The following is a 9866-nucleotide window of genomic DNA, read 5'->3' as shown; positions in this document are numbered from 1 at the left end:
CGGACCGCGAGCGGCCACGGCCAGCAGCAAATCGCCAACGCAAGGCGGCATGGTGCAATCCTTGTGGAGACCCGACTCGGAGCGATACCCGGCGGTCCGTCCGACGCGTCGCTTCAGTTCATAAAGTAATCGTTCCACCAGGCGGTACGACCACCGGTTCCGCCTCGGTCTCGGCCCGCACGCGCAAAGCCCAGGCCGCCGCGTCCTGCTCGATCGGCGGCCAGGTGTTGTAGTGCGCCGGAGCGACGCGGCGCGGCGCGATCAACTTGACCGCCTCGATCGCCGCCTCCGGACCCATCGTGAACAGGTCGCCAATCGGCAAGACCGCCAGGTCGATCCCCGCCTGGCCAATCTGCCGCATATCGGAAAACAGGGCCGTGTCGCAGGCAAAGTAGATCTTGCCGTCGGTCAGCGTCAACAGATATCCTGCCGGGTTCCCGCCGTAAGAGCCGTCGGGCAGTTGCGAGCTGTGAAAGGCCAAGGTCATGGCCACGTGGCCAAACGGCAATCGCACTCCCCCACCCAGATTCATGGCCACGGTGTTCTCGGCCGCCACGCCGTGCTGAGCCTGCAGCCACTGGCAGATTTCGAAATTGGCGATCACCGTGGCGCCCGTCCTCAAGGCGACCGCCGGTGCGTCGGCCACGTGATCGTAGTGCCCGTGTGAAATCAGGATGAAATCCGCGTCCACCTGGCCCGCCCTGACGGGCGCCGCCGGCGACTCGTCCAAGAATGGGTCCAGCAACAGGCGATGCTGGCCCGTTTCGATCAGCCAGGTCCCGTGGCCCAGCCAGGTCAGTTGCGTCGGCATGATGCTGTCTCTCCCTGGAACGGATACCGCACCGGTCAGGATAGCCCACCGGCCGCGTTCGTTCCAGGCGACTGACAAGTCGGAGGTTCATTGCCGCTGCCACGACAGGGGGGGCTCCGAAAGGACGAGTGGGATGGTACGTGTGGATGATGGCGGATTCCAAATTGCAAATTGCAAATTGCGGATTGACTACCCGGAGGCCCATTGCGACCACGGGGCATGTCCTTTGAGTTCCTCGCGGTTTATGGTAGACCAGTGGTTTACCGGTTCAACCCGCTCTGACAACTGACGACTGACAACTGACAACTACCCACGGGCCTCGATAGTCCGTTATGGAGAGAATCCCCATGGATCCGCACGATTTAACTCGCGAACTGTTCATCAAGAACGACACGCGGATCGTCATGCTGGTGGCCGATGGTCTGGGCGGCCTGCCGATGCAGCCAGGCGGCAAGACCGAACTGGAAGCCGCGCGCACGCCCAATCTGGATCGGCTGGCGTCGCGGGGCGTGCAGGGCGGCAGTATCCCGCTGGTGCCGGGCATCAGTCCGGGCAGCGGACCGGGGCACCTGGGACTGTTCGGCTACGATCCCTGGAAGTACCAGATCGGCCGGGGCGCGTTGGAGGCGACCGGCATTGGATTTCAACTGGAGCCGGGCGACGTGGCGATTCGCTGCAACTTCTGCACGCTCGACGCCCAGGGCAACATCTCGGACCGGCGGGCCGGCCGCATCTCGACCGACGAGAGCACTCCGCTGGTCCATTCGCTGCGGGCGGTAACGATTCCCGGCGTGGAAGTGTTTGTGGAACCGGTCAAGGAGCACCGGTTCGTGGTCGTCTTTCGCGGCGAGGGTCTGGAAGGCAACGTGCGCGATACCGATCCGCAAGCCGTCGGCGTCCCGCCGCTGGCCCCGGTCGCCAACGATCCCGGCAGCCGGAAGACGGCCGAGGTTGCTGGCCAGTTCCTGCGTCAGGCCCGCGAGATCCTGGCCGGACATCCCAAGGCCAACTTCCACACCATGCGGGGTTTTGCCGCCAAGCCGAACCTGCCAACGTATGAAGAGGTCTACGGGTTGAAGGCCGCCGCGATTGCCGTCTATCCGATGTACAAAGGCCTCGCCCGGCTGGTCGGTATGGAGATTCTGGGCAAGCCGCAAACGCTGGACGAGCAGGTCGAGCTGCTCGCCCGGCACTGGAGCGATTTCGACTTCTTCTTTCTGCACTTCAAGTACACCGACAGCACGGGCGAAGACGGCAATTTCGACGAGAAGGTCAAGCGGATCGAACAGTTCGACGCCGCGTTGCCGGCCGTCGAACGACTGCAACCGGACGTGCTGATCGTGACCGGGGACCACAGCACGCCCAGTTTTCTGCGGAGCCACAGTTGGCATCCGGTCCCCACGCTGCTGGTCTCGAACTGCTGCCGCCCGGACGGGCTGACCGAGTTTGGCGAGAGCAGTTGCATCCGCGGCGGGCTGGGGCAGTTCCGGGCCAAATATCTGATGACGCTGGCCTTGGCCAACGCCGGTCGGCTGGGCAAGTACGGCGCGTAGCCGGCCCCGTGGTGTTGTAAGGGGTTCGAGCAGCACCATTGCTCAGATAATCGGCGTTCTACCGATTGACTATGAAGTAGATGAACAATGCCAGCCCCACAAGCCACATCCCGCCGACGAGGATGATCACGGCCGCCAGCGATTCGGTCAGGAGCACCAGCCCGAAACCAATCGCCGCGAAACCGAACAGGCCGACACCGACCGGTTCCGCGTACAAGACTTTGACATCAACTGCCGGCGCCGCGTCCTCCGGGCTGTCGGGCGGGACGAACAACCGGATCTGCTCTGCCACTTCGCTGCCGCCGAGGTACCACTCGCCTTCGCCCGAGTTCCACCGCGCACTCAGGACGATCAGGTGGCTCCTGTCCTTGAAATCGAACCTGACTCGAACCTTCGCGGCTCGCGGCGTCATGGGGGCGACGTCGACCACCTCCCCAGTTACCTGCATGGCCCCCCGGAACCGGCCCCGCGCGGCCGCGTTCCAGCGAAACATCACGAAAGCCAAGGCGATCAACAAGCAGCCAACGGCCACGAGCAACGAGCCATACATCGAGCGTGTCCTCTACTCGTCCATCGACTGAACTCAGCAGTGGCGAGTGAGCAGGTCACAGCCAGTCCACTCGACTGGGTCAATTCCCCCGTGTGTATTCGCACAATTCGATGACGATACTACTCGATTCCGGGCAGTACACCTGTTTCACCACCTCGACTCCGTCGGCGTACCAGACGAGCATTGAGACATTTCCGCCACAGACGAACCCCGAGTACGAAATCTTCATGGCCTGGAATCTGCCCGCCGGGACTTCGACCATTTCCAGGCCGCCCGCCTTCGCCGCCTACGAGGCCGAGAACTTGAGGCCAATGACGCTTCGGTGCATGCGGTGGTTCGCAGTCGAAGTTGTTACATCAGGTATCGCAACTTGTCACTGGCCTGGTTGCGCTGTCGCTTGTCGGTCAGCAGTTCGGCGATCGCATCGAAACCGTAAATCGTTTTGATGCGGTGTGTCAGGTGTGCCCGCTCCCTGCGGATTTTTTCCGGGCTCCAGAAATTCGGGGTGAGCGGGGCGTCCGGCGTCGGTGTTTCCGCACCCTTTTCCTCCGACACGTCGGGCAAAGTCTTGAACAGCCGGAAGTGCTCGCGAAACGCGGGTAAACCGCGGATGGCGAGTTCGCGGTAGCCGTGACGTGCCAATTCGGCGAGCGCGGCGGCATGGTTAATGACATGCCACGGCCCGCCAAACCCTTCGCGGCGCTGCGCCGCATGTTCAATCAGATCGTCGGCGACGATCCTGGCCATCATTTCCAATTCGGTAATGGGAGGAATGCCATCATCGTCAGGCAGTGGAATCCGGCTTCCGTTGAGACGGCCCTTCTCCTTGCCATAGTAGCCGCTCCCCGGCGATGCATTATCAAACCCGGCAATCAGCTTCCGAATGCCGTCCGTAATCGACGGCGTCGCCAAATCCGGATGATCTTTCAAGGCACGGATTGCAATCGCGGCGAAGATGACGTTGTGCCCTGACTCTCGAGCGCGATTGATGTTGTGCGCCAGAGCGTCCGCGATGCCGTCAATCAGATCTGCTTTCGGCTCCTCGCGCGCGAACGGCTCAAACATCGCGGGGGCATTCAGCGCGGCATCCTTCTTGGGGCTGAAGACGGATTCGCCTCGAATGATCCGTTCCAACTCCGCTTCGATGCCGTCGCAAACCGATTCGTCCAGGTCGGGATGCTGTTCCCCAATGAAGTACCCGGCGACGACTGCCGCTCCAAGATGGCCTGACATCGTACTCACACGGTGAGCACGTGCCATCGCGTTAAGACCCTTGGGAAGATAATCAAAATCGATCACGCGTGCCTCCCTCTCCTGGTCGACCTCGTTACTTGCCGTCCTTGATTTTGACTTCCAGCGTCTCGGTTCGCATCTCGCCGTGCCAGGCGTCGTCGCCCGTGCGGCTGTTTTCGAGCGTCACGCCGAGGCGGTACTTGCCCGGCCGGACGTCGCCCGTGAGCCAGTTCGTACCCGGCGCGTCGCTGTGCACCCCGAGGCACACGTCGCGGATGCGCGTGTGAACCAGCCGAATGGGCAGGGTGACGGTCTCGCTCTTCCCGGCCGCAACCTTCATCGGCTTGGGGAAGTGCCGCTTGCCGATCGGGCCCTCCACCAGTTCGGCGCCGCCGGCCATCTTCAGGCTGACCCGGAGCGTGCCACCCAAGTCGAACGTGAGGTCCTTGTCGGTCCTGTTACTGATCCGCAGTGCGATGCCCGGCTGGAACTCGCCGTAGACCTCCGCCGGCCGTCCCCAGGTCGACTTGACCGCGACCTCGAAATCCACCCCGTCGACGCGCACCGGCTTGGAAAACAAACTGGGTGGATCCTCCGCCTCTTCCCCCGTCGCCTGCCCGGCGGCAGGCGGGATCATGAGGGCCGTAAACAACCCTGCGCACCAGACCGCGAGGAGGCGAGCCATGACTGCCTGCCTTTCGAGTGAAGTTCGCATGCCGCCGGCTCCCTTGCGTTGTGAATCGGCCTACGCCCCAACTTGCCCTTGTGGGGATTATAGCCGTTTCGGACCGCGATCGTGTAACGGTCGCGTAACATCGGTCTCGCCGACGACAACCATCCCAGCGAACCGATTCATACCTGTGACCGAGAGCAGCATTTGGAGGGACTCGCGGTTGCGCTCACTGACAAGGTAAGTCACCTTCACGCCGGGCGGCGACGAGTCACGTGAGTTTCAGGATCCGGCGTCAACCGCCGCTCCGGTTCACGGCCTGTTCGCGGGCAGACCACGCGCTCCACCCACGGCCCCGCGCACCACGCATCCGTCGTCTATCGCGTGCGACTTGAGCCAGCGTTGATGGTACGATTCGCACGAGGGGCATTACGCCCCTTCGCGTCTCGCAAGTGGCCTTATAGCAGGCAATATAGAAGCCAACCACCCCGTGACAACTGTCGAGCAAATGAACAGGAAGAGAAGCATACGCAGGCTCCACCGCGGCTTCAACCAACACCTGATCATTGTAGGCATCCGTGTTACTGGCCCGCCGTCGGAAAGGCTCCTGGCACACGGCCAAGTCCATCGCCACGTGTTTCGGTCTGACCAACGCCTGGCTGCAAGCACAAGGACTACCCAGCCTGAAGACACTTTTGGCGCAAGTTGCTCCCCTTCGTCGAACCGCCTGGTGCGGACCCGCATGCCTGGTGCTGTGGGGGCTGGGCGGGGAAACCCGCCCGGCTACCGGATTCGGCGTGCCTCTAGCCGCACTCCGGACATGCCATCTGATGCGACTTTCGTTCTCAGAGCCGACGACGGGCCTATTTCTTCTTCTTGCCGACTCCAGACGCGGCAGTAATCTGTTTCATCCACGCCGCGATCTGGCGTTCGTCGAGGTCATCAACTGATCTCAGCTCAACGCCCCTCGTCGACTTCCCCATCGCCACCGGTGTCACTGGTGGTACTGGAACAAGCGTCGCGCCATTCACGAACATGAGCTTGATGTGCCCCGCGAAACCGCCGCAACAGAAGCACCATCCGTCGCCGACGCCATAATATGACATGCCCCACTTCACGGAGCGCTGCAGGCCGGGCAGCGTCTTGGCCGCCAGGGCATCGACTCTCTCGGCGATGTCGCGCTGCGGCTGCGGCAAGCTTGCGATGTAGGCGAAGACCGGCTGGTCACCGGCGGCTGCCTTTGCGGGGCTTGCTTTGCCGGTGATCATGGACTCCGGCGGCGCCGTGCCAACCTTGCCTTGTGCCGCCGTGCGCTTGGACGGCTTCCGGGCTGTTGGCTTGGAAGTCTGGTCTGTCTTGCGGGCGGGCATTGTGATCTACTCTACCTCGCACTTCCACAGGCCGAACGACGGCGGTAACGGGGCACCGTCAAAAGACTGACCATTTCAGTTTCGCCCGACTTCGCCGCTCCGGTTCACGGCTTCGTTCAAGGAAGCCGCTGCGCGGCAGCGAGCTGCCTGACGGCATTCTAGCCGACGCGCTACCTCGCCTGCCATCCTTGGGAAATGGTTTTCCTTCCCTGTTCTCCAAGGAGACTGGCAATGACCGAGTCCGCGACCTGCTGGCGGCCGTCAACACCCGCCACGACGCTCCGCTGCGAACCGTTTCCCAAAAGAGCGAGCCCGGCGGCAGGATGCGGACGGATAGATCGGTGTTGAACTTTGTCGCCCGCCCACCGGCCCCGCGCCACGGACCAGGCGAATTTTATCCAGCGGGGACTGCTGGTCGCAAGGGATTGCGGGGCCGGTACCAGATGGGAGCGACCGGCGAATTCAGGACGTTGCGCGAACTCCGCCGAGTTTCCATCAGCACCAGTTGCAATCTGCCGCCGATTGCCCAACGCCAGCGACGACAGTTCCGCCGGCAGCGTAAACACAACCTGGAAGTAATGCACTCGATCCGGCAGCAGCCGAGCGTGGCCGTCCACCCACTCCGCTCGCCGAGCGCCGCTGCAGGTTGGACAGTGCCGATCGCCGCACGTGCAGATAGACCAGCGTCATGCGGAAGCTGGAATGACCCAGCAAGCGGCTGATCGTCAGCAGGTTCACTCCCGCCTCCAGCAGACCCGTGGCGTACAGGTGGCGCAGGACGTGAGGCGTGACCGGCTTTTCTGCGCTCCTTGAGGGGTATCAAGCGAACCTTCCCCACTTCGATGTGGTCTCCCGCCAGGACAGCTCGCCACCTGGCTCGCGATCCGACTCTGCGTTCGTCCGGGAAACACATCGCTTCAAGAATTCGCCGGCGGGATTCGAGTGGTACGAGTTCTATGAGGGGAACATCGCTCTGCTGAAGCCCGAGGGATGGTACGTCACCCAGAAGATCACCTCCACTACCAAGGCGATTTCCATTTCGAAAGAGGAAGTCCAACCACACGCGGGGTTTTTCACGGGCCTGTCGATCAACGTGATTTCCACCCCCTCGGTCAAACCGGAGTTGAAGGCAAGTGAATTGGCCATGGCCCTCCTGCTTGGTCCCTTGAAAGACTTCAAATTCGAGTTTCTGAGCGGAAGCGACCTGAGGCCCCATCAAAGCACACCCGGTATGAAGGTCGCCGAAGTCCAAATTCGTTATGCCCCGAATGTGCACCAGTTGTTCCACGTGGTTGCCGATGACGAACGGGGTCTGGTCTACTACATTGATTTCGTGGCACCTGACGACGAGTGGGATCAGGCCTGGAAGCAGTCGGGTTTCGTCATCATGAATTCGATACGGATAGCTAGACCTTCAGATCCCGCTCGGACTTGATTCCGGCCTGCCGCACGCGCGCCGTGACCGAGCCAGCGCGGCGTGCGCGGATGGGGCGCGAATATCAAGCGGCGCGGAATCGCGCGGCGCGAAAAGAGAGCTGGCAAGGATGCCAGCTCGAGGCCTTCGCAGGATGCGCGTCCGCGCAGCGATTAAGTTCAACGACCACGATCACGCGGGCGGGAAGCTTGATCGACCATCCAATTCCGCGCGCAAGCCCGCCTCGCGTGCGCCGTTTTGTGTACGCCCGACAGCGCCCGGTAGCCAGCGATTCGACCACAGCTTCTGGACGGCACTTACCGCCCCGAAGCGGTGCGGAGAAAGGCCATCGCCAAGACCCTCTGGGCGCCGCTTCCTTCCCCCTCATCGAACTGCCTGGTGCGGACCCGCATGCCTGGTGGTGTGGGGGCCGGGCGGAGAAACCCGTCTGGCTACTCGATTCGCCGTCGTTTATCGCGTGCGACTTGAGCCAGCGTTGATGGTACGATTCGCACGAGGGGCATTACGCCCCTTCACGTTTCGCAAGTGGCCTTCCAGCAGGCAATATGGAAGCCAACTACCGCAATCGGGCCAGCGGCGAAAGCGGCATCACGGCTACTTGCCATCCGTCGTGTGGAAGTGGTTGTGATCGATATATACGATCTCGACACGGGGTAGCCATCCATCGGTTCCGATCACAATGCAGCGGTATATTTGGTGATGCAGCGACGCGTTGCCAATCAGTGCGACAACTCCGGGGCAATCCATGCGGCCTTCTACTTTGTGTTTCAAGATCTTCACAACGGTGAAGTCGGTATCAAATTCGAAGTCATCAGAAGCGCGAAGCTTATGCACGATCTCTTCGTCGCTCAGTGCAAGTTCTGACGACATTCCCAACGTCATCGGACCCAGGATCGGAACTGGCGATTGGCGTGCATCGTGGAGTTTCCGTGCCAACCACCCCGTGACAACTGTCGAGCAAATGAACAGGAAGAGAAGCGTACTCAGGCTCCACCGCGGCTTCAACCAACACCTGATCATCGTAGGCATCCGTGTTAATTGCCCGCCGAACAACCCGTGCCGCGAACGTCAACGATCACGCGGCGGCATCGCCTCGATCAAGGCGCGTAGGGCCTTGTTTACGGCTTCCGGTGTGGAGAACACAGCGGACACGTCGGCATCTAGAGCCACAACTAGCCGGGTTTGATCCACATGCGACGCGAACCGGTTCGGCTTTGCCTTGGAGTAGTCGAAACAGTACTCGTCGCGAAGTTGGTCGGACGTCGCGGCTGCAGGTTTACGGGCGGATGCCTTCTTCATAGTCTTTTCGCTCTCGTCGGGTAGCTTTCCTCGCGCTGATGATCCTCACAACCATCTTACCACGTTCAGTGAACGAGACCAACAATAGCTGCTCCAACACGGAATGACCGATGATGATTTCGCGAAGTTCGTCCTGGGAATGGTCGTCGTCGTCGAAAATGACGGCCAATGGATCGGCAAATACCGTGCTTGCTTCGTCGAAGGTGACCCCATGTTTGGTCACATTCGAGGCGGCTTTCTTCGAGTCCCATTCGAATCTCAGTTGCATGCCTTGCACTCCGATCGATCGCGCGCCTCACAGGTCACTTACCATCTCGCTGAACGATTCAGCTCACCGAGGGCGGCCCCACGGTGGCTCCCTAATTGCCAAGCCACGTGGGCGGGGCCGCCATTCGGTGGAGCGCCTGCGTACGCCCGGGATGGGCGTGATCGAGGTGGGGTGCAAGTCCCCTGTACGAGACTGGCAACTGTCGGAGATCAGTATGCCAAGTGATCCCCTTCGAGAAGCAAGTACAGGACGAGGGCAACTGCGGCCGGGTGACCGGCGGTGGGGAGGAAGCCCGCGGATGGATGGGTAAGCGCCGGGTCTGTCCACCCGCACCCGCATGCATCCACGTCCAAGCCGCGAGGCTACGAACAGAAACGTCGTACAAGGCCGGTTCGACCAGTCGAGTGAGCACAGCATCACGAAGCCGTCACCAGTCGGTCGGGGTGATTCCATCGGGTGCCAGATGCGTCAAAACAGGGTGCACAAGAGCCCCTCCCCAGCCCTACCCGGAAGGAGGTCGTGCAGCTTTTAAGTTTCTTCGTCTTCAGAGTTTAGAGCGTAGCCAGAGCGTCCTCGGCGTTCCCGTACGCCGAAGGCGTTCCACAGTCACAGCCCAGGGTCGCCCGCTTCGGGCGCACCCTGGGTGTGGCCGTGATTTTGATCTCTCTTGTACGCCG

The 9866-nt window shown here is 61.7% G+C and carries 12 protein-coding genes; 2 read left to right on the top strand and 10 right to left on the bottom strand.

What is annotated here, in order from left to right; translation table 11 throughout:
* Positions 1–118: 118 nt before the first annotated feature.
* Complete coding sequence (locus tag J5J06_09225) at positions 119–811, bottom strand: metal-dependent hydrolase (protein MCO6437254.1); 693 nt, start codon at positions 809–811, stop codon at positions 119–121.
* 347 nt (positions 812–1158) lie between these two features.
* Here J5J06_09225 and J5J06_09220 point away from each other — a divergent pair, with 347 nt between their 5' ends.
* Positions 1159–2364 carry a 2,3-bisphosphoglycerate-independent phosphoglycerate mutase gene (locus J5J06_09220; GenBank protein MCO6437253.1) on the top strand — a complete coding sequence of 402 codons (1206 nt, stop codon included), beginning with the start codon at positions 1159–1161 and terminating at the stop codon, positions 2362–2364.
* A gap of 58 nt (positions 2365–2422) precedes the next feature.
* Here J5J06_09220 and J5J06_09215 read toward each other — a convergent pair whose 3' ends face one another.
* From J5J06_09215 to J5J06_09190, 6 genes are all read right to left on the bottom strand, one after another.
* Positions 2423–2914 (bottom strand): hypothetical protein, encoded by a 492-nt coding sequence (locus J5J06_09215; GenBank protein MCO6437252.1) that lies wholly within the window; start codon positions 2912–2914, stop codon positions 2423–2425.
* A gap of 79 nt (positions 2915–2993) precedes the next feature.
* Entirely contained in the window at positions 2994–3176 is a 183-nt protein-coding gene (locus J5J06_09210) for a hypothetical protein (GenBank protein ID MCO6437251.1), read from the bottom strand.
* 89 nt (positions 3177–3265) lie between these two features.
* Positions 3266–4213, bottom strand: a complete 948-nt coding sequence (locus tag J5J06_09205) for a hypothetical protein (protein ID MCO6437250.1) — start codon at positions 4211–4213, stop codon at positions 3266–3268.
* Positions 4214–4241: 28 nt separating this feature from the next.
* On the bottom strand, positions 4242–4832 hold the full coding sequence (locus tag J5J06_09200) for a hypothetical protein (protein MCO6437249.1): 591 nt from the start codon (positions 4830–4832) through the stop codon (positions 4242–4244).
* Between the two features lie 848 nt (positions 4833–5680).
* Positions 5681–6187 carry a DUF1801 domain-containing protein gene (locus J5J06_09195; protein MCO6437248.1) on the bottom strand — a complete coding sequence of 169 codons (507 nt, stop codon included), beginning with the start codon at positions 6185–6187 and terminating at the stop codon, positions 5681–5683.
* Positions 6188–6682: 495 nt separating this feature from the next.
* Positions 6683–6964 carry a tyrosine-type recombinase/integrase gene (locus tag J5J06_09190; GenBank protein ID MCO6437247.1) on the bottom strand — a complete coding sequence of 94 codons (282 nt, stop codon included), beginning with the start codon at positions 6962–6964 and terminating at the stop codon, positions 6683–6685.
* Positions 6965–6974: 10 nt separating this feature from the next.
* Here J5J06_09190 and J5J06_09185 point away from each other — a divergent pair, with 10 nt between their 5' ends.
* Positions 6975–7622: a hypothetical protein gene (locus tag J5J06_09185; protein MCO6437246.1), complete on the top strand. Its 648-nt coding sequence runs from the start codon at positions 6975–6977 to the stop codon at positions 7620–7622.
* Positions 7623–8216: 594 nt separating this feature from the next.
* Here J5J06_09185 and J5J06_09180 read toward each other — a convergent pair.
* The 3 genes from J5J06_09180 to J5J06_09170 form a co-directional block, all read right to left on the bottom strand.
* The gene (locus J5J06_09180) at positions 8217–8492 is read right to left on the bottom strand and encodes a hypothetical protein (GenBank protein MCO6437245.1); all 276 of its coding nucleotides are present in this window, start codon (positions 8490–8492) and stop codon (positions 8217–8219) included.
* Between the two features lie 198 nt (positions 8493–8690).
* The gene (locus J5J06_09175) at positions 8691–8921 is read right to left on the bottom strand and encodes a hypothetical protein (GenBank protein ID MCO6437244.1); all 231 of its coding nucleotides are present in this window, start codon (positions 8919–8921) and stop codon (positions 8691–8693) included.
* The gene (locus J5J06_09170) at positions 8899–9189 is read right to left on the bottom strand and encodes a BrnT family toxin (GenBank protein ID MCO6437243.1); all 291 of its coding nucleotides are present in this window, start codon (positions 9187–9189) and stop codon (positions 8899–8901) included. Before J5J06_09170 ends, J5J06_09175 begins: the two co-directional genes overlap by 23 nt.
* Positions 9190–9866 lie beyond the last annotated feature (677 nt).

Source organism: Phycisphaerae bacterium, assembly GCA_024102815.1.
Classification (GTDB): Bacteria; Planctomycetota; Phycisphaerae; order UBA1845; family UBA1845; genus JAGFJJ01.
This window is presented reverse-complemented; position numbering and strand designations above follow the sequence as displayed.